This window comes from Coriobacteriia bacterium (assembly GCA_031292615.1).
GTDB lineage: Bacteria > Actinomycetota > Coriobacteriia > Anaerosomatales > JAAXUF01 > JARLGT01.
This window is the reverse complement of the sequence record JARLGT010000123.1, coordinates 1-18,859: the sequence shown is the minus strand read 5'-3', so window position 1 is coordinate 18,859 and position 18,859 is coordinate 1. Positions and strand designations below refer to the sequence as shown.

At 64.6% G+C, this 18,859-nt stretch carries 17 protein-coding genes; 15 read left to right on the top strand and 2 right to left on the bottom strand.

The window, feature by feature from the left end; genetic code table 11:
- The 6 genes from P4L93_11490 to P4L93_11465 form a co-directional block, all read left to right on the top strand.
- Positions 1-266 (top strand): hypothetical protein (locus tag P4L93_11490; protein MDR3687568.1); only part of this gene is annotated, 266 nt, incomplete at its 5' end.
- Positions 267-401: 135 nt separating this feature from the next.
- Entirely contained in the window at positions 402-1,661 is a 1,260-nt protein-coding gene (gene murA / locus P4L93_11485) for a UDP-N-acetylglucosamine 1-carboxyvinyltransferase (protein MDR3687567.1), read from the top strand.
- 29 nt (positions 1,662-1,690) lie between these two features.
- A complete protein-coding gene (gene fabZ / locus P4L93_11480; GenBank protein ID MDR3687566.1) occupies positions 1,691-2,113 on the top strand; it encodes a 3-hydroxyacyl-ACP dehydratase FabZ in 423 nt (140 codons plus the stop codon).
- 85 nt (positions 2,114-2,198) lie between these two features.
- Positions 2,199-3,494, top strand: a complete 1,296-nt coding sequence (locus P4L93_11475) for a nucleotide sugar dehydrogenase (protein MDR3687565.1) — start codon at positions 2,199-2,201, stop codon at positions 3,492-3,494.
- A gap of 27 nt (positions 3,495-3,521) precedes the next feature.
- Positions 3,522-3,968 (top strand): hypothetical protein, encoded by a 447-nt coding sequence (locus P4L93_11470; protein ID MDR3687564.1) that lies wholly within the window; start codon positions 3,522-3,524, stop codon positions 3,966-3,968.
- A gap of 258 nt (positions 3,969-4,226) precedes the next feature.
- Entirely contained in the window at positions 4,227-5,729 is a 1,503-nt protein-coding gene (locus P4L93_11465) for an LCP family protein (protein ID MDR3687563.1), read from the top strand.
- Between the two features lie 32 nt (positions 5,730-5,761).
- On the opposite strand, the gene P4L93_11460 is transcribed toward P4L93_11465, so the two are convergent.
- On the bottom strand, positions 5,762-6,901 hold the full coding sequence (locus P4L93_11460) for a glycosyltransferase family 4 protein (protein MDR3687562.1): 1,140 nt from the start codon (positions 6,899-6,901) through the stop codon (positions 5,762-5,764).
- A 293-nt stretch (positions 6,902-7,194) separates the two neighbouring features.
- Between P4L93_11460 and P4L93_11455 the strand changes: the two genes are divergently transcribed.
- The 6 genes from P4L93_11455 (at position 7,195) to P4L93_11430 (ending at position 13,790) form a co-directional block, all read left to right on the top strand.
- The gene (locus P4L93_11455) at positions 7,195-8,565 is read left to right on the top strand and encodes a flippase (protein ID MDR3687561.1); all 1,371 of its coding nucleotides are present in this window, start codon (positions 7,195-7,197) and stop codon (positions 8,563-8,565) included.
- Positions 8,566-8,698: 133 nt separating this feature from the next.
- Positions 8,699-9,199, top strand: coding sequence for a DUF4330 domain-containing protein (locus P4L93_11450; GenBank protein MDR3687560.1), 501 nt, complete (start codon positions 8,699-8,701; stop codon positions 9,197-9,199).
- 3 nt (positions 9,200-9,202) lie between these two features.
- A complete protein-coding gene (locus tag P4L93_11445; protein ID MDR3687559.1) occupies positions 9,203-10,678 on the top strand; it encodes an O-antigen ligase family protein in 1,476 nt (491 codons plus the stop codon).
- Positions 10,679-10,741: 63 nt separating this feature from the next.
- Positions 10,742-11,689 carry a glycosyltransferase gene (locus P4L93_11440; GenBank protein ID MDR3687558.1) on the top strand — a complete coding sequence of 316 codons (948 nt, stop codon included), beginning with the start codon at positions 10,742-10,744 and terminating at the stop codon, positions 11,687-11,689.
- Positions 11,686-12,777: a glycosyltransferase gene (locus P4L93_11435; protein ID MDR3687557.1), complete on the top strand. Its 1,092-nt coding sequence runs from the start codon at positions 11,686-11,688 to the stop codon at positions 12,775-12,777. The genes P4L93_11440 and P4L93_11435 overlap by 4 nt, the downstream gene beginning before the upstream one ends.
- Positions 12,774-13,790: a DUF354 domain-containing protein gene (locus P4L93_11430; protein MDR3687556.1), complete on the top strand. Its 1,017-nt coding sequence runs from the start codon at positions 12,774-12,776 to the stop codon at positions 13,788-13,790. Before P4L93_11435 ends, P4L93_11430 begins: the two co-directional genes overlap by 4 nt.
- A gap of 44 nt (positions 13,791-13,834) precedes the next feature.
- Here P4L93_11430 and P4L93_11425 read toward each other — a convergent pair whose 3' ends face one another.
- Positions 13,835-15,139: a UDP-glucose/GDP-mannose dehydrogenase family protein gene (locus P4L93_11425; protein ID MDR3687555.1), complete on the bottom strand. Its 1,305-nt coding sequence runs from the start codon at positions 15,137-15,139 to the stop codon at positions 13,835-13,837.
- 179 nt (positions 15,140-15,318) lie between these two features.
- Here P4L93_11425 and P4L93_11420 point away from each other — a divergent pair, with 179 nt between their 5' ends.
- The 3 genes from P4L93_11420 to mtnA all read left to right on the top strand — a co-directional run.
- Entirely contained in the window at positions 15,319-16,131 is an 813-nt protein-coding gene (locus tag P4L93_11420) for a purine-nucleoside phosphorylase (protein MDR3687554.1), read from the top strand.
- Between the two features lie 51 nt (positions 16,132-16,182).
- The gene (gene ahcY / locus P4L93_11415; protein ID MDR3687553.1) at positions 16,183-17,442 is read left to right on the top strand and encodes an adenosylhomocysteinase; all 1,260 of its coding nucleotides are present in this window, start codon (positions 16,183-16,185) and stop codon (positions 17,440-17,442) included.
- A gap of 165 nt (positions 17,443-17,607) precedes the next feature.
- The coding region (mtnA, locus tag P4L93_11410; GenBank protein ID MDR3687552.1) for an S-methyl-5-thioribose-1-phosphate isomerase at positions 17,608-18,859 on the top strand (1,252 nt) is incomplete at its 3' end.

The following is an 18,859-nucleotide window of genomic DNA, read 5'->3' as shown; positions in this document are numbered from 1 at the left end:
TCGGCGACGGCGCGGCAGACTGGGAGTACTTCTCGATCTCCGGCGGCTACCTGCAGGTTCACGAGGACAAGGTCATCGTGCTGGCCGACAACGCCGTGGCTGTCTCGCAGATCGACGCCGGGCGCGCCAGGGAGTCGGCCGAGCTCATCAAGGCCCGCATTGCCGAGCTTCCTGCGGATGCCGAGGAAGAGCGCGAGGAGATGACCCGCGACTTGAACTGGGCGCAGACTCAGCTCACGGTCGCCGAGAGGCGCAGCGGTAAGTAGCCGCGCCGCATAGCTATCTACGCCGGGGGCGGGTCCGCGAATAGCGGATTCGCCCCCGCTGCTCGCTTCGCCCCAAGGTCACGCGCCGGTTACGCCAGCCCAAGAGCCTGAGGAAGGTACGGTATCCTGACCCACATGGAATCAATCATCGTTCGCGGCGGTAGGCCGCTCTCCGGCGAGGTCCAGGTCGAGGGCGCCAAGAACTCCGTACTCAAGCTGATGGCCGCGGCACTGCTGGCGCCGGGCATCACGCGCATATCCAACGTGCCGCAAATCGCCGACGTCGACATCATGACCGAGGTGCTTGAAGGTCTCGGCGCTCGCGTCACTCGGACCGATCACGCCTTGGAGATCGACGCCACCAACGTCGACAGTTTCGAGGCGCCCTATGAGCTGGTCGTCAAGATGCGCGCGTCGACGTCGGTGCTCGGGCCGCTGATCGCGCGCTTCGGGCAGGCGCGAGTTGCGATGCCAGGCGGGTGCAACATCGGTTCGCGCAAGATCGACATGCACATCGCCGGCCTCTCGGCGCTGGGAATCGAGATGCACACCGATCACGGCTACATCGACGCTGTGGCGCCCGAGGGCGGGATGCGCGGAGCACACGTCGTGCTCGACTTCCCCAGTGTGGGCGCTACCGAGAACCTTCTCACGACGTCCGCTGTCGCGGCGGGTACTACAGTCATCGAGAACGCAGCGCGGGAGCCCGAGATCGTCGACCTGATCGACTTCCTCAACGCCATGGGTGCCAAGATCACCGGCGGCGGTTCGCCCGTCGTTACGGTGGAGGGCGTGACAGCGCTTCATCCGACAGACCATCGCGTCGTGGGCGACCGCATCGAAGCCGGCACGTTCATCGTGGCCGGTGCGATCGCCGGCGGGCCTGTCACCGTGCGTGGCTTCGACCCCGCGCACCTCGAGCTGGTCATCGCCAAACTGCGTCAGGCAGGCTGCACCGTCGAATGCCTACCCGACGGCGTCGTCGTTGAGCGCTTGGGCTCGGCTCGGCCGGTCGATGTGCAGACGCTGCCGTTCCCCGGCTTTCCCACCGACATGCAAGCGCAGTTCATGGCGCTGATGGCTGTCGCCGAGGGCAGCAGTATCATCACCGAGAACGTCTTTGAGAACCGCTTCATGTTCGCCGACGAACTCGGCCGGATGGGCGCCGACATCCGCATCGAGGGGCACCATGCGCTCGTCAAGGGCGTCTCGCAGCTCTCGGGCGCGCCGGTCAAGAGTCCCGACCTGCGTGGGGGAGCCGCGCTCGTGCTGGCTGCGCTGTGCGCGGACGGGGAGACCACGGTAGGCGACATCTATCACATCGACCGAGGCTACGAGCGCTTCGTGGCAAAGCTCGCGTCACTCGGAGCCGATATCGAGCGACGGACCCACTAGCCCACTAGCCACCAGCGATGGGAGTACCGATGCTCGACAGGGCCGCCATCGAGGCGATCATCCCGCACCGTGACCCGTTCCTGCTCGTCGACCGTGTGCTCGAGTTCGAGCCGGGAATCTCGGCCATAGGCGAGCTCGACGTTGTCGAGACGGCTTTCTGGGTGCCCGGCCACTTCCCCGACTACGCTGTCATGCCGGGCGTGCTGATCGTCGAAGCGCTCGCGCAATGCGGTGCGGTAGCGATGCTCTCGCTGCCTGCCAACCAGGGTAAGCTCGCGTTCTTCGCCGGTATCGACAAGGTGCGCTTCAAGCGTCAGGTTGTGCCCGGCGAGACGCTACGACTCGAGTGCACGATCACGCGCACGCGGGGCCCCATCGGGTTCGGGGAAGCCAAGGCGAGCGTGGACGGCCAACTTGCCGTCTCGGGCGAGCTCATGTTTGCGATAAAATGACCCGATTCATCACCCGCGGCGGCCCTCAAGGGCGCGGCCGGAGTGTTCGCGGCTCTTGCAGACCCGATCGAGGGAGTTTCAATCCATGTCACTTGAGCAACGTCTGAACGATGGCACGGCCGTGTTCGGCGTCGTGGGTTTGGGCTACGTGGGCCTGCCGCTGGCTGTCGAGATGGCCAAGACCGGCCGTAAGGTCATCGGTCTGGATGTTTCGGCGGACAAGATTGCCCGGATCATGGCTGGCGAAAGCTACATCCCGGACGTCCCGACGGCCGAGCTGGCCGAGCAGGTCAACGCTGGGCTGATTGAGGCGTCGCTGGACTTCGCCCGTGCGGGCGAGTGCGATGCGATTGCGATCTGCGTGCCGACGCCACTCAACGAGATGAAGGAGCCCGACACTTCGTTCATGGAGTCCGCGGCGCGTGAGATCGCGCCGTACCTCAAGCCGGGTGTGCTGGTCACGCTCGAGTCGACGACCTACCCCGGCACCACCGAGGAGATTGTTCAGCCGATTTTGGAGGCTCACGGGCTAAAGGTGGGAACCGATCTCCACCTCGCTTTCTCGCCTGAGCGCGTCGATCCCGGCAACCCGATCTACCAGACCAAGAACACCCCCAAGGTTGTCGGCGGCGTCACTCCCGAGTGCACCGCGATCGCGGTCTCTTTCTACGGCTCGTTCCTCGACACGATCGTCCCGGTATCTTCGACGCGCGCCGCCGAGATGACCAAGCTGCTCGAGAACATCTTCCGCTGCGTCAACATCGCACTCATGAACGAGCTCCTGATTGTCTCGGAGCGCATGGGCATCAACATCTGGGAGGTCGTTGACGCGGCCAAGACCAAGCCGTTCGGTTTCATGCCGTTCTACCCGGGCCCGGGCCTTGGTGGCCACTGCATTCCGATCGACCCGTTCTATCTCTCGTGGAAGGCTCGTCAGTTCGATCTGCACACCGAATTCATCGAGCTTGCCGGCAAGACCAACGAGGCGATGCCGTACTACGTGGTCAAGCGTCTGATGGAGGCGCTCAACACGCACCGCAAGCCGCTCGCTGGTTCGAAGATCATGATGCTCGGTGTGGCCTACAAGGCCAACATCGACGACATGCGCGAGTCCCCGGCTATCAAGATCGCCGAGCTGCTTCTCGACGCCGAGGCCGACCTTGTCTATCACGACCCATTCGTGCCCACGTTCTGTGTCCGAGGCAACACTGTCGCTCCGATCGAGCTGACCGAGGAAGCAATCGCTGGATGCGACGCAGTTCTGGTGGTAACCGATCACCGCAACATCGACTATCACCTCATCTGGCGCAGCTCGAAGCTCATCCTTGACACGCGTAACGCGCTGAAGGAGTTCGACGGCGACAAGGTCTTCCGTCTCTAGCCCGCAGCTCAGGAGGTCGACCACTACGTGACCGCTTATGTTCACCCGACGGCACTCGTGAACCCAGGATTCACGCCGTCGCCGTTCACCATCGTCGACGAGGCCGTCGCAATCTTTGAAGACGTGACGATCGGATCGTTTGTCCACGTCCGCGCAGGTGCTAAGTTGCGCAAGGGATGCGTCATCGGCGATCACGTGACCATCTGCGAGAATGTCGACTTGGGCGAAGGCTGCATCGTGCAGGATTTCGCGCTGGTCGGGAGGTTTCCCGACTTCCTCGAGGAGGGCGCGACGCCGCCCGAGGGCACGACCATCGGGGCCGGAACCGTCATCGGCAGCCACACAGTCGTGCACGCGGGGGCGGTTCTCGGCAAGGAGTGTGTCGTCGGCGACAACTCGGTTGTGACGGGATCGTGCGTGCTTCCCGACGAGTCTGAAGTCGCGATGGGAATCGTGCTGCTCGGCGACGAATAGCACAGGACAACACGGTGTCGCGGGGCGTTGAGCGCCACACCGCGCGCTCCACGGGAGCGTTACGGCTCGGTCACGAGGCGCCGAGACCTTCTCGGCAGGCACGATAATCGTGTGCGATCGAGCAGATGACGGTTCGCCGAGTAGCTCGTGTGGTGGCAGGGTCTTCGCTCTTTGAGCGTGCTGGGACGGGGAGTACTCCCGAGTAAGATGGTCCCAGCCGTGTGCCAGAAGAATCTCCGACAAGGTCAAAGGACGCGAATGGGCAAGCACTCGACAGGCGGATCCCTTGGTTCAGGTTCGCAGGGCGGCTCTGGCCGCACTCGAATTCCGGCCGAGCGGGTGTTGACCGGCGATGGATCGACTCCACTCCAGGACGCGGCGCGCCGCCCCGGTGTCGAGGCGGCGCCAGCCCGTTTGCGGGCAGAGCGCGACCGACGTCGCAGCCGCACGAAGAAGATTGTGGTCGGCGTCTTGGCGGTCCTCGTGCTCATCGCGGTGCTCGGCGCAGTGGGTGTGTTCGCGTGGGCGAAGAGCCTCGAGACCACGATGACCGTGCCCGACAAGGAGAAGCTGGCTCTGACGCTGACGAAGGCCTCGCCCGGCCAGCCTTTCAACATCTTGCTTCTGGGAGCCGACTTCCGAAAAGGTGACACGGCGTATCGTACCGACACCATCATCGTGGCGCGCATCGACCCGCAGGCCAAGAAGGTCTGGATGCTGTCGATTCCGCGCGACACGAAGGTCCTCATCCCGGGCCACGGCTACGCCAAGATCAACGCGGCTCACGCCTACGGCGGCGCCGCGCTGACGGTCAAGACGGTCAAGCAGTTCACCGGTCTTCCCATCAACAACTACATGGAAGTCAACTTCCTTGGCTTCGAGAACGCCGTCAATCAGATGGGCGGTATCTGGGTCAACGTGCCGGTGGCCATCGACGACAAGGCTGCCGCCAGCCAGAGCGTGCATCAGCGCGCGGCGAAGATTCCGGCCGGCTACCAGAAGCTCGATGGAGAGCACGCGCTCACATTCGTTCGCGCTCGTCATCAGTTCGCCGACCAGGATATCGGGCGGATGAGCGATCAGCAGATATTCTTCCGCGCGCTCGCCGATCAATTGGCACACCGTACCGACATCCCCACGATGGTCAAGGTCGTCAACGGCATCTCGCCCTATGTTCAGACCGACCTGTCTCTGATGGACATGATGAAGACGGCCTTGGCAATGAAGGGCGTGGGCTCGAAGAACATGTACACGGCCACTGTCGGCGGAACGTGGGTCAGCCCGTACGAGGTTCCGGATCTGGCCAAGATGCAGGTTCTGGTCGCCAACTTCAAGAACGGTGAGCCGTTCAACAAGGCCGCCAACGCTTCCGACGTTCCCAACCCGACCGGGAGCACAACCGCGACGGTGACCGGCGCGAGCACGGGCGGGGCTACGATCAAGAATCCGAAGTTGATCAAGATCACGGTCCGCAACGGTGCAGGTGTGTCTGGCTACGGTGCTCAGGCGGCGGCGATCCTGAAGGCGAAGGGCTTCACGATCAAGACCGTCGGCAACGCCAACCAAAACGTCTACAAGACCACCCTGGTGGTTTACAAGACGAATCTCGCCGCAGCGCAGGCGGTGGCTGCGACGCTCATGCCGGGCACCAAGATCGTGCAGAGTCGCGGACTGTACTCGTCTCCCACTGAGATCCTGGTGGTCGTGGGCAAGGACTGGAATATCAGCCAGATTCCTGCGGCCACGGTGACGACTCAGTAGCGACGGTCGCGTATCACGTTAGGCTTGCGAACCTACTGGGCGTCCTCGTAGGTCTGAGCAGCGCATCGGTCCCATGTGAAGCCCTGTGCCCACTGGCGGGCGTTCTCCCCCAGCGCGGCAAGCAGCGTTCGGTCCCCATAGAGACGCGCGATGCCGTTCCGCAGCGCCTCGAAGTCGGCCGGCTCGATCACGATTCCGGTGGTGCCGTCGACGACGACCTCGGGAATCGCTCCGACGCGAGAGGCAATCGCGGGAACGCCCTGCGCAGCGGCCTCCAGGTATACGAGTCCGAAACCCTCCACACGCCGAGGATGAGGCTCACCCGGCATGCAGAAAACATCCGCCGACGCATACAGCGCCCGCAGGTCGTCGTTGGAGACGGGGCCGGTGAAGACGGTGGGCACCGGGTTCTCGGCTGCAAGGACGCGAAGTTGGTCGGTGTACTCGGCGTCACCCTTGCCCACGACTACGTAGGTCATGTTCTCGGCGATATCGGAGGGGAGATCTTGCAGCGCTCTGAATACCAGCCTGTGGCCCTTGCGCTCGTCGAGGCGAGCGACGGTCAGCAGACAGAAGCGGTCCCGAGCTATGCCGAGGCGCGCGAGGACCGCATCCGCGTTAGGCACGTCGTCGAACCACTCAGGACCAACTCCGAGCAGCCCGACGTGTACGCGAGCCGGATCAACCTGCGGGAAGTTCTCGAGCAGCAGCGACCGAGTAAACGCGCTGTTGGTCATGATGCGCTCAGGCATCTCGAAGATCTTGGATCCGAGCAGCTTGATCTGGCGCGAGTGAGGCATGAGGAGCACATCGGTGCCATGCACCATCGCCATATAGGGAACTCGCTTGAAGCGGTTGACGTTGCGCATCATGAGCGCGGATGCCCAGTCGCCAGCGTGCACGACGTCGTAGTTCTCGGATCCGAGCTGGCGCCACACCTGCATGAAGAAGCGGGGGAAGTCGCGGACGGTGTAGGCGCCGCCCGCGTAGCGAACGACACGGAATGGCAGGCCTTGGTCGCCGAGCTGCTCGGCGGGCTTGCCGTAGTCCGGTGCGAAGACCGTGATGTCGTGGCCACGCTTGGTTGCCGCTGCCGCGAGCTGGTAGCAATAGGTACCAATCCCACCCGTAATCGGAGGGAACTCGCTTGTGATCAGCAGGACCTTCTTCATCAGAGTTGTGCCTCCACGCAGGGCAGGGTGCCCGTTTCGACTAAAGTTGCAGTGCATACGCGTCGGCTGGCACCGCCCGAGCTCGTTTGTCGGCTTCATGGCAGATTGGCCGAGACCCCGACCGTGAGTATAGACTCCGTTCGTTCGTTGCGGCGCACCCGACAGACCTCGAGGACCGTGTAGATGACGCTCGTTAGCCCAAGGAATCTCTCCGCCGATACGCCCGGGCAGAGGAACGGCCTCGACGCTTGCTGGCGCTTCCTTCACGTGCGCGCGGTGCAGGCAGGTCGCCGATGAGCGCCCAGTCGGCCTCGCGAGGGCTCGGACTCAAGCGCCTGGGCGGCAACGCCATGCTGACTTTTGCGGCGCAGATTGGCGCCTCCGTCATTGGTTTGGCGCTCTCGGGTATGCTCGGCCGTACGCTTGGGGCAAAGGCGCTCGGAACGTACGGAGCAGCGCTGTTCCTCTCCACGATGCTGGTGACGCTCTTGGAGTTCGGAATCAGCTACGCAAACGTCTTCCACATCGCCAGTGGCGACGTGAGCGCTCGCGAGGTGATGCGAGCCAACATTCGCATCTGGTCCGTGATCACGGTGCTGGGCCTGGCCGGCTCGACCGTCATCATTCTCGTTTGGGGCGCGAAGTGGTTCCCGGGCATCCCGACGACGCTGCTCTTCATAGGCTTGGCCTCGTTCCCGCCTAACCTGCTGCAGTTCTACTGCCAGTCGATCCTGCAGGGTCATCAGGACTTCAAGCGCTTCAACGCGCTGACCGTGATCGTGCAGCTCACCACGTTTGTGGTGTCTGCGGTGCTCATTCTCGGCTTCCACATGGGCGTGATCGCGGCGGTCATCGCGTTCCTCATCGGGCAGATACTCTCGCTGCTCATCACGCTTTGGGTGCTGCAGCCGTACCTGGCGCGCGCGCCTGAAGCCACTACTCACGAGAGTTGGTGGGTGTACGGCCGCAAGGCGGTCAGCTACGGGTGGAAGCAGCACCTGAGCACGGTCATCTCCTTCGTGAACCTGCGCGTCGACTTCTTCTTCGTGCAGATGTTCCTCGGCCAGACCGACGGCGGAATCTACTACGCCGCGATCCAGATGGCCGAGGCGATGTGGATCATCTCGAAGGTGGTAAGCACGGTGCTGCTGCCTCGGCTCGCCGAGCTTCGCGGGCACGAGGAGACCCGGCAGCAGCTCACTCCGCTCATCACGCGGCTCGTGGTGTGGGGGACGGCACTGGCCTCAGTCGTTGCGGCTATCCTCGTCAAGCCGTTCATCTTCCTCGTATGGCACCGCCCCGAGTTTGCGCCTGCGGCAGTGGTGCTGTGGGTTCTGCTGCCCGGTATCGTCATGTGGAGCGCGACCCGCATCATCGCCTACGACTTCTCGGCGAGGGGTCGCCCGGAGCTCAACAGCTACATGGCGGGCATCGTGCTCGTCATCAACGTGGCGCTCAACATCATCCTGATTCCTCGCTACGGCATGATTGGTGGCGCAATCTCCACGACTGTGGCGTACACGGCCAACTCGTTTGCGACCGTCTACCTCTACCGGCAGTTCAACGACATCTCTTCGTGGAAGCTGTTCATCCTGCAGCGTGAAGATGTCGTGCTACTGGGTCAGGCCGCGAAGGCCGCGCTGGGCAAGGGACGTTCCTCTTAGAGCGCCGAGCAGTGCGCGGGGCATTCGATACCATGGTGTTGCTTGAGGTCAACCGGGTTGCCCCCTAGTATTGTCAGGATGGAAAACCGCCCATACGGGCGCTCTCGCCAATCTCAGCGGCCTTGGAGGCTACGTGCAGATCTTTGACCGGAAGTACCGGCTGTTCGGTGTGATCAACCTCATCGACCTTCTGGTGATCGTCGCCGTTCTCGTGGGGGGCTTTGCCGTGTACCGCCTGCTCGCACGCAGCAAGGCGACCAGCGGGGCCGCCGAGGGCACGAACGTCACCTACACGGTGATGTGTCCGGCAGTCCGTGGCGTTGGCCCCAGCCTGATCAAGGTGGGCGACGTCATATACAAGAACACAGGTAAGCCGATCGGAACGGTGACTGCAGTGCGCGGGGTTCCGACGCCCGGCGAAGCCTGGGATCAGCAGTCCCGGAAGATCGTGCCCTACAGCAGCACCGTGTATACGGACATCTACATCGACGTGACCACCAAGGGCACACCCACCGGGAGTGGCGTCGCAGTTGGTGACCTGCTGCTTCACGCGCAGCAGCCGATGCCGGTCATGACGTCGACCTTTGAGTGCGACACAGCCAACATTGCGACGCTCACCATTGGCGGGAAGTAGCCAGTGCGCCTGCGCCTCTCCGACGATCATGCCCGCAGTCTCGCGGCGATCGGACTTCTCGGCCTCGTGCTTGCCGTGACAGCCGTCGGCGGTCAGCCGAAGGTGATCGGCTCGGTCTCCGTGGATGCGGTCGTGCTTGGCGTGCCTGTGGCTATCTTGATGTGCTTGCCTTATGTGAGGCGTAGGGGGCTCGATACGGTGCCCAAGTACCTCATGGGACCTGCGGCGCTGGCCTTCATCTGCTGGGGGCTCGTCAGCGTCGCGGCCGACGGCGGGTCGCTCGCCTCGCTGCTCACGATTGTGCGCTACGCGTCGTACTTCCTGCTCGCGATCGTGGTCTCGGTCGTGACACAGGACGCGGCGATCCGCCGCGTGTTGCTCTGGACGATTGCATTGACTGCCGCGGCCACGGCCGTGTTGGCGTTCGCGCAGTATCTCGATCCGCAGTTGACTCCAGGTATGAACGGGATCTCGCCCGAGATCTCGACGCGTGTGGTGGGCACCTTCTACAACTCGAACTTCTACGCCGAGTATCTACTGCTCGCTACCGGCGTTACAGGCGCCCTCGTCTTCACCGAGAAGAGCTGGGCGCGTTGGCTTGCGGCGGCAACCGGACTACTCGTGGTCGTCGCGATGCTGCTCACTTACACGCGTGGTAGCTGGATCGGGCTTGCGCTCGCGGTAGTCATCTTCGTCGTCGTCGTCGACGTACGTTGGCTCGGGGCGGTCGCTGCGCTGGGGGCTGCGGGCATCCTGCTGGTCCCTGGCGTCACAGCGCGTCTCTCGCAGTCCACGGCCAACTCCGGGTCTGCCGAGTTTCGTCTCGGCATCTGGAAGATTGCGGGACAAGCGATGGCTTCTCGGCCGCTCTTCGGCTATGGGGCCGGCGACTTCTTGGATGCGTACCGCGCGGTCGTGCTGACGCACCCGGAGCTCTACCAGGGCTATCTGGGCTTCGGCGCTCACAACTCGTACTTCGAGCTAGCGGCGGAGATCGGCATCGTGGGCGGCCTGTTGTTCTTTGTGATCACCGCCTCGTACGCGCTGCGCGGGTTGTTCATCGCGACGCGCAAGGACGTCGACCCCAAGGTGAAGTACACCGCGCTGGCGCTCGCCTCGGTTCTGATCGGACTGGTACTCAATACGTTCACGAGCAACACGTTCCAGCATCCCCAGTCGGGTCTCTTCTTCTGGCTGCTGGCCGGCATCGTGGCCGGGCTTGGTTCCGGTCTGTGGGACTGCGAGGTGCGCCGGCGCCAGTGCGATCCGGAGTCGGAGGGCGTCGGCGGTTCCTCGTGGGCGAATCGGCTCGTCTGCCGCGTGCGCTGCTTCTTCAGCGACTGGTGGCGCGGCAGCGCGGTCTACCGCTGGATGGATTGGGCTGCGGTCTCGGGAGGGGCACCCGGTTGGTTCACGTCCAGTGCGGCTATGCGCTGGGTGTTCGATGACGGCACCGCGAAGAGCACCCCTAGGAACTGACTGGTTGCCGGAGGGTCGTTGCGCCGACGCGCCTCGGCCAAGGAGAGGTGTCACGGTCCGCACATGCGCTTCTCGGTGATCATCCCCGCATACAACGCGAGTGAAGTTCTCGAGCGGACAGTTCGCTCGGCGCTTGAGCAGACGTATCCCGACTTCGAGGTCGTCATCTCCGATGACGGTTCGTCGGACGATACGCTCGACGTCGCCAACGCGCTTGCGAAGACGGATCCGCGCGTTCGCGTCGTCACCGGCCCAAACGGTGGCTGCTCGGTCGCTCGCAATCGCGGCGTGGAGGCGGCCAGCGGCGAGTTCTGCGTGCTGCTGGACTCCGACGACATGCTCAAGCCGGAGTACGTGGCCACGATGTCGGCGTTCATCGACCGCTGTCCCGACTACGACATCTACTCGTGCAACGGCGATCGCCTCATGACGCAAGGTCGCACAGAGCCGTTTCTGTCGGGGCCGGTGTACGCAGGTGAGACGTCGTTGGTTCTGGACGACATCATCATCATCAACCACGTTTTCATCATGTCCGCCTTTCGCCGGGAGCTCTTCGAGCGCCTCGGCGGCTTTCGGAGCGACCTGCGCTACGCCGAGGACTACGACTTCTGGTTGCGGGCGTTGGCGCTGGGCGCCCGCCATCGCTTCATCCCGCAGCGACTCGGGGTGTACGTTGAGAGCGCGGGCAGCAAGTCGAAGAACCGCATCCCGCACGCCCAGGCGCAGATCCGCATCTTCGAGTCGCTCGCCGCGATGCCCGAGCTCACCGAGGCGCAACGCGCCCTATGCGCTCGCAAGCTTGAGGCTCTTCGCATCCGCATCCGGCGCGTAGAACTCGAGACGCGCGTGGTCGCGGGCGAGTACGCTGGCGCGCGTGCCGAGTACCTGCGCGTGGGCGATGCGTATCTCGACAAGCGCAAGTACGCAGCCGGCTTGTTTGCGATGATGCTCAGCCCACGCCTCTACGCCCGACTGTTCGCGGCGCGCGCCTCCAAGAGGGCAGTGTCGTGAGAGTCCTCATGCTCTCGAACATGTATCCCTCAGCTGCCGAACCGGGTTACGGCTCGTTCGTGATGCGGCAGAAGCGCGAGCTTGAGATGCGCCACGGCGTGCAGGTCAAGCTCGTGCACACCGGCCGGCGTGGGGGCGGAACGCTCAGCAACCTGCTCAAGTACGCCGAACTGTTGATCAAGACGCTCGCCGCTACAGCGGCGGGAGGCTACGACGTCGTCCACGCGCACTACTTGTTGCCTGTGGCCGCGTTCGCGCTGATTCCCGCTGGCGTGCGACGCAAGCCGTTGGTCATCACAGCGCACGGCACCGACATCTTCTCGGGGCAGATGCGGCCCTGGAAGCGCTACATCACTCGCGCGTTGCACCGCGCCTGTCGCGTGATCGTCGTCTCGAACTACCTGGCCGAGCGCCTCACCGAGAACTTCGGCGTTGAGTCGACTCCCGGCCGCGAGTTCGTCATCGCCAACATGGGCGTCAACACCGAACTGTTCACGCCGGGAGACACTGCCGCGCTCAAGGCCGCCGCAGGAATCCCCGACGGCGTGCCGCATCTGTTGTTCGTCGGCAACTTCGTCGAACAGAAGGGCGTGACCGATCTGGCCCGTGCGCTCGTGCTGCTGCGCGAGCGCGGCGTCGACTTCCGAGCAACGTTGCTGGGCCACGGCCCGGAGATGGCCGAGGTCCGCGAAGTCGTTGCCCCGCTAGGTGCCGCCGTCGCGTTGAAGACCGTCGTCTCGCACGAGGCGCTTGTCGACGTTTTTCGCTCGGCGGATCTGTTCGTGCTGCCATCCCGGCGGGAGGGTGTCGGGCTGCTCGTCTGCCTCGAATCGCTGGCGTGCGGCGTGCCTGTGGCGTGCAGCACCGCCGGCGGCTTGCCCGAAATCGTCCATGACGGGAAGAACGGTGCGCTGTTCGCCCCGGAGGACCCAGCGGCACTCGCGGACACCGTGCAGCGGCTACTGGCCGATCCGGCCGAGCGTGCCCGCCTGGCCGCCAACGCACGAGCGAGCGCGCTGCCGTACAGTGAAGCGATGCAAGCCGAGAGAGTCTTTCGCGTCTACGAGGAGTGTGGCTCTACCCGATGAAGGTCTGGATCGACATCACCAACTCACCCCACGTGTTGTTCTTCGAGCCGATCATCGCCGACCTTGAGGCGGGCGGGCATGAGGTGCTCGTGACGGCTCGCGACTACGCGCAGACGATGCCGCTCCTTGAGCAGAAGCACATCGAGCACACGCTTATCGGACGCCACCGGGGTGGCGCGACGGCAGCCAAGGCGCTTGGTCTGCTCAGCCGCAGCTCGCAGTTGATCGCCTATGGCATGGGCAAGCATTTCGACGTGGCGTTCAGCCACAACTCGAACGATCTCTCGGTCGCGGCGTGGGCGCTCGGTCTGCCGCACCTCATCGTGCACGACTACGAGCACGCCAACCTCTCCTATGCGATAAACGCGCGTCTTGCGACTCGGATTCTCGTACCGGAAGCGATTCCGACGTCGGCAATCGTTGCTCACGGTACTAAGGCCGAGCGTGTGGGGCACTTCCCGGGGCTCAAGGAGCACGTCTACCTGCAGCCCGACTCGCCCGCAACCGACCTGCGTGCGTCGCTCGGGGCAGACGACGACAACGTACTTGTTGTCCTTCGCCCGCCGGCGACCATGTCGGCGTACCACCAGTTCGAGAACGCTCTTTTCGACTCAGTACTCACCCACATCGGCGAAGATCCGCGCGTGGTGTGCATCGTGTTGCCGCGCACGCCCGACCAGGCCGCCGAACTCGCCCCAAAACTGCCCGAGAACGCTAAGATCCCGGAGCACGTGCTCGACGCAGTGTCGCTGATCAAGAGCGCAGACCTGATCGTCTCGGCGGGCGGCACGATGAACCGCGAGGCGGCGGTGCTGGGCACGCCGGCGTACACGATCTTCGCGGGAGAGCAGGGTGCGGTAGACGACGACCTAATCGCCCGAGGACTGCTCAAGCGCGCCGAGAAGCCCGAAGACATCGAGCTCGCGCGCAAGCGGCCGGGTCAGGGCTGGCGAGTGGAGAACCGCGACATCATCGTCGACGAGCTGCTGTCGATCGCGAAGCCGCGCGGATAGCACCGCCACGCGATCCGCACTGCTGCAGCCCGCGCTCGCGCGGTCTAGCTCGCGCGGTGCGAGCCCGCTCGGCCGACGCCCATGTACTCCAGTCCGGCGGCCTCGATCGCGTCCGAGTCCAGCGCGTTGCGGCCATCGAAGATGATGCGCGGCTCGGCCATGACCGATGCGACGCGCGCCCAGTCCAGCTCGATGAACTCGGCCCACTCGGTCACAAGTACGGCCGCCGAGGCCCCCTCGAGCGCATCCCAGACGCTGTCGCAGCGCACGGCGCCGTCGATGGCCAGTGGCCCGGCGACCGGGTCGTACATCGTGACCTGCGCGCCGTCTTCGAGCAGCAGCGGCACGATGTCGAGCGCGGGAGACTCGCGAACGTCGTCGGTCATCGGCTTGAACGACAGGCCGAGGATGGCGATCTTGCGACGCCACATCTCGGGAAGCGACCGGCCGATCTGGATGAGCGGCAGCAGGCGCTGGCGGTTGTTTACGTCGATGACGGCCTTGAGCAGGTCGAACTGATAACCGTTGATTGTCGAGATGAAGTCCAGGGCGCGCGTGTCCTTGGGGAAGCACGACCCACCGTAGCCGATGCCGGCCTTGAGGAACGCCGGGCCGATGCGCGTGTCCAGGCCGATGCCGGTCGCGACCGAGTCGATGTCGGCACCCACCGCATCGCAGAGGTTGGCGATCTCGTTGATGAAGCTGATCTTGGTAGAGAGGAACGCGTTGCTCGCGTACTTGATCGTCTCGGCGCTGGCGATGTCGGTGACGACGATCTCAGTCCCCAGCGAAGCGTAGAGCGCCGCGACGGCGTCTAGAGCGGTTCGATTGTCGCCCCCGATAACCACGCGGTCGGTGTGGTACCAGTCGAAGATGGCGTGTCCCTCTCGGAGGAATTCCGGGTTTGAGACGTAGTCGATGCGCACGCCGGCACGCGACAGGTGTCGGTCGCGCAGCGCCGAGCCAGTGCCGGGAGGCACGGTCGACTTCATGACCACCGTAAGCGGCTCGGTGGCCTCGGCGGCGATTGTGTCGGCTACCGCACGCACGTAGGAGAGGTTGGCCCCGCCGTTCTCGGCCATGGGCGTGCCCACGGCGACGAAGACAATCTCGCCGAGCAGCTCTGCCCAGCCGTCCTTGGGCGAGGCGAAGCGCAGACGGCCAGAGGCCAGGCCGCTTCTGATGAGCGGCTCCAGGCCGTCCTCGTAGATGGTCGCGATGCCCGCCGAGAGCCTCTCGATCTTGCTCTCGTCGAGGTCGACACAGACGACGTCGTGTCCGACGTCGGCGAGGCATACCCCTTGGATAAGTCCCACGTAGCCGGTTCCGACGACGGTGACTCTGGCCATGTTCTCGACACCCTTAGAAGACGATTCCTGCAGGTCGCGGGCGCTCGTGAGCGCGCCTGCGTCAGGTTATCACAGGCCTGTGCCTGGGCCTCGTGCGCTGCAGCGCCCGTGCGTCGGGGATAATGCCCAGCAGGACGCCGCCGCGCGCCCACTGTTTCGAGCAGGGGAGGACCTCAGATATGCCCGACGACTTCATCATGTCGCTTCCGCCCATTCTGGCCGCCGAGCCTCCGGTCGACGTTGCGATGGTCCTCGGTTCGGGCCTCTCTGGACTTGCGGATGCAGTGCAAGGCGCGCGCGCGATCGACTACGCCGAGATCCCCGGAGTTCCTGTCCCTGAGAGTCCGTTGCTCGGCCACGCAGGGCGGCTCGTTCTGGGCGACCTGGGAGGCAAGCGTGTCGCCGCGTTCCAAGGGCGCGTGCACTGCTATCAGGGCGTCACGGCGCGGCAGGCGGCTTTCCCGGCACGGCTTGCAAGCGCACTAGGCGCGCGCGTCTTGATCGTGACCAACGCATCGGGCGGAGTGAACCCCGAGCTGTACGCGGGCGACCTCGTGCTGATAAGCGACCACATCAACCTGGCCTGCGACAACCCGTTGACGGGCTGGCCCGGTCCGGCGGGCGGCACCCCGTTCGTCCCGATGCGTGACGCCTACGATCCCGAGCTGCGCGACATTGCGCTGATGGCGGCTGCCGAGGCCGACGTGGATCTGGTCGCAGAGGGCGTCTACGGCTGGCTTCGCGGCCCGAGCTTCGAGACGCCCGCCGAAGTTGAGATGCTGCGGGGTATGGGCTTGGATATGGTCGGCATGTCGACCGTACCCGAAGTCATCGCGGCGCGGGCTTTGGGGCTGCGCGTCTTGGGGCTCTCGCTCGTCACCAACGCTGCCGCCGGAGTCGGGCTTGCGCACGACGAGGTGCTCGAGACGGGCCGCCTCGCCCAAGAGCGGCTGCGTCGCCTCGCGCTTGCTATACTGCACAGGTTGCCGTGACCCGAATCTGCGGTTCTCGGCACTTGACCAGAGACATCAGAAGGAGTCCCAGTGGATTACGACGTTAAAGACCTGTCCCTCGCCGACGCCGGCAAGGCGCGCATCGAGTGGGCCGACGCCGACATGCCCGTGCTCGCTTCCATCCGCGAGCGCTTCGAAGCCGACAAGCCGCTCGACGGGCTGCGTATCTCGGCGTGCCTGCACGTGACCACCGAGACCGCCAACCTCATGCGTACGCTGAAGGCCGGCGGCGCCGACATCGTGCTGGCCGCGAGCAACCCGCTCTCGACTCAGGATGACGTGGCGGCGGCGCTGGTCGAGCACTACGGCATCCGCACGTACGCCATCAAGGGCGAGGACACCGCCACCTACTACAGCCACATCGACTCGGCCATTGCCCACAAGCCGCAGATGACTATGGACGACGGCGCCGACGTCGTCGGGCGCATCCATGCCGAGCGTCCCGAGATGCTCGAGTACATCATCGGCGGTACCGAGGAGACCACCACCGGCGTCATCCGTCTGGCCGCCATGGCCGCCGACGGCGCGCTGAAGTACCCGATCATGGCCGTCAACGAGGCCAAGACCAAGCACCTCTTCGACAACCGCTACGGCACCGGTCAGTCCACGCTGGACGGCATCATCCGCGCCACCAACCGCCTGCTCGCCGGCCGCACGCTCGTCGTCTCCGGCTACGGCTGGTGCGGCCGCGGCATCGCGATGCGCGCCTCGGGCATGGGCTCCAACGTCGTCGTGCTCGAGGTCGACCCGCTCAAGGCGCTCGAGGCCGTCATGGACGGCTACCGGGTCATGCCCGCCGTCGAGGCCGCCGCGATCTGCGACATCTGGGTCACGGTCACCGGCGACCTGAACGTCATCGACAACGACTCGTTCGCGGCGATGAAGGACGGCGCCATCATCTGCAACTCGGGCCACTTCAACGCCGAGATCAACATCCCGCGCCTGCGCGAACTGGCGGCCTCCGTGCGCGAGGCGCGCCCGATGGTCGAGGAGTTCACACTGGCCGACGGCCGCCGCATCTATCTGCTCGCCGAGGGCCGTCTGGTCAACCTGTCGTGTGCCGAGGGCCACCCGGCCAACGTCATGGACATGAGCTTCGCCAACCAGGCGCTCGCCGCCGAGTACATGGTCATCAACGCCGCGAGCCTCAAGCCCGGCGTCTACGACGTGCCCGAGGACATCGACGCCGGCATCGCCAAGCTCAAGCTCGAGACCATGGGCGTGAAGTGCGACGTGCTCACCGCCGAGCAAGCCAAGTACCTCTCCAGCTGGGAAGAGGGCACGGTCTAACGCCAGCCGCTTTCATGATCATCCCGAGAGGGAGTCCCGCGTCACGCGGGGCTCCCTCTCAGCGTCAGTGCCGTTGCGAAGTAGCCGCCACCTCGCCATACTCTGGCATCGGCGCGCTCTTGCGGCGCCACGACGGTTGAAGAGCCATCACCGGAGGAGGCCCCAATGGCCAGCGAAGAAGAGAACACACCGCGTCCGGGTGTAGAGAACATCCCCCGCACCATATGGTGGGGAATCGACGAGTCGACAGGCAATCCTGCCGTTTTCCTCGTCGATCAGACGAGGCTGCCCCTCCAAGGCGACGTGCTGATGTGCAGCGTCGCCGAGGGTGTCTGCACCGCAATCAGGTCGCTCGCGGTACGTGGGGCGCCAGCACTCGGCGTCGCGGCGGCGCTCGCGTTGGCGCTGTGGACCGAGAACGAGGCCAATGAGATTGAGACCAACGAAGAGTACATCGCCGGCCTGTCTGGGGTGGCCCAAGCGGTGATGGAGACTCGGCCGACGGCGGTCAACCTCCACTGGGGTGCCGAGCGCATCATACGAGTGGCGGCCGACAACTCTGACATGGACCTCGACGCCCTCAAGGACCTCGTGGTCCAAGAAGCGTTGAACATGCAGGCCGAGGACGAGCGTCGCAACCGGGAGATGGGTGCTCACGGCGCAGCACTTCTTCCCGATGAAGCTAAGATCCTGACCCACTGCAACGCAGGGTCGCTTGCGACCGCATACTTCGGCACCGCGCTCGGTGTCGTGTTCACCGCGCACGAGCAGGGCAAGATCGCGCACGTCTGGGTCGACGAAACGCGCCCGGTCAACCAAGGTGGTCGCTTGACCACCTGGGAACTGCGCATGGCTGGCATCCCCTCGGCGTTGATCGCCGACAGCATGGCGGGCTTCGTCATGAGCAAGGGCTGGGTTGACGCCGTGATCGTCGGTGCGGATCGCATCGCAGCCAACGGCGACACCGCGAACAAGATTGGGACGTATGCTCTGGCCGTGCTCGCGAAGCACCACGGCATCCCGTTCTACGTCGTTGCACCCACCTCGACCATCGACCTGACGATTGAGACTGGCGGCGACATCATCATCGAGGAGCGCGATCCACGCGAGATGATGGGCTTCACGGTCTCCGGCGCGTTCGAGCCCGATAGTGCGGATGCGAACCGCGCGTTTGACCTGCTCACCCAAGATGGCGCCTACGACATGAAGCTGACCAAGGGTCATCAGATGGTGATCGATCGCAAGGGCGGCGGCTACGCCTTTGACGCCTGGTTCCGCATCACGCCGCCGGACGTGCAGGTGTTCAACCCCGCGTTCGACGTCACCCCGGGTGAGCTCATCACCGCAATCATTACCGAGCGCGGCGTACTCGAGCCGTCTCCGGACTACGAGACGGTGCTGGCTCTCAGCATGATGC

Coding starts and splice junctions, on each gene's coding strand:
- murA (MDR3687567.1), top strand. CDS start 402: ATGGAATCAATCATCGTTCGCGGCGGTAGGCCGCTCTCCGGCGAGGTC.
- fabZ (MDR3687566.1), top strand. CDS start 1,691: ATGCTCGACAGGGCCGCCATCGAGGCGATCATCCCGCACCGTGACCCG.
- P4L93_11475 (MDR3687565.1), top strand. CDS start 2,199: ATGTCACTTGAGCAACGTCTGAACGATGGCACGGCCGTGTTCGGCGTC.
- P4L93_11465 (MDR3687563.1), top strand. CDS start 4,227: ATGGGCAAGCACTCGACAGGCGGATCCCTTGGTTCAGGTTCGCAGGGC.
- P4L93_11460 (MDR3687562.1), bottom strand. CDS start 6,901: ATGAAGAAGGTCCTGCTGATCACAAGCGAGTTCCCTCCGATTACGGGT.
- P4L93_11455 (MDR3687561.1), top strand. CDS start 7,195: ATGAGCGCCCAGTCGGCCTCGCGAGGGCTCGGACTCAAGCGCCTGGGC.
- P4L93_11440 (MDR3687558.1), top strand. CDS start 10,742: ATGCGCTTCTCGGTGATCATCCCCGCATACAACGCGAGTGAAGTTCTC.
- P4L93_11430 (MDR3687556.1), top strand. CDS start 12,774: ATGAAGGTCTGGATCGACATCACCAACTCACCCCACGTGTTGTTCTTC.
- P4L93_11425 (MDR3687555.1), bottom strand. CDS start 15,139: ATGGCCAGAGTCACCGTCGTCGGAACCGGCTACGTGGGACTTATCCAA.
- P4L93_11420 (MDR3687554.1), top strand. CDS start 15,319: ATGCCCGACGACTTCATCATGTCGCTTCCGCCCATTCTGGCCGCCGAG.